Genomic DNA, 238 nt, shown 5'->3' with positions numbered 1-238 from the left:
GAGTAAGAATATCGCTTACGCTGTTGCTTCTCCCGACGTGCGTATCCTGTCGCCGATTCCTGGAAAATCCGCTATCGGTATTGAGATTCCAAACCGGGACAAGGAGGTCGTCTCCTTGGGCGACGTGCTGCGCTCTTCGAAGGCTCGCAATGATCACAATCCGCTGGTCGTCGGCCTGGGTAAGGATGTCGAGGGCGGATTTGTTATAGCCAACGTGGCCAAGATGCCCCATCTGCTA

General features: G+C 55.0%; 1 protein-coding gene. It reads left to right on the top strand.

Going from position 1 to position 238, the window contains the following annotated elements:
• Window positions 1-238, top strand: a 238-nt coding sequence (locus tag ACPYOI_RS36955) for a DNA translocase FtsK (RefSeq protein ID WP_481424295.1), incomplete at both ends; no start/stop codon positions are given.

The organism is Rhizobium sp. SVR5-2C, from assembly GCF_056755115.1.
Note: the sequence above shows the minus strand (reverse complement) of the source record. Positions and strands in the feature narration are given on the sequence as shown.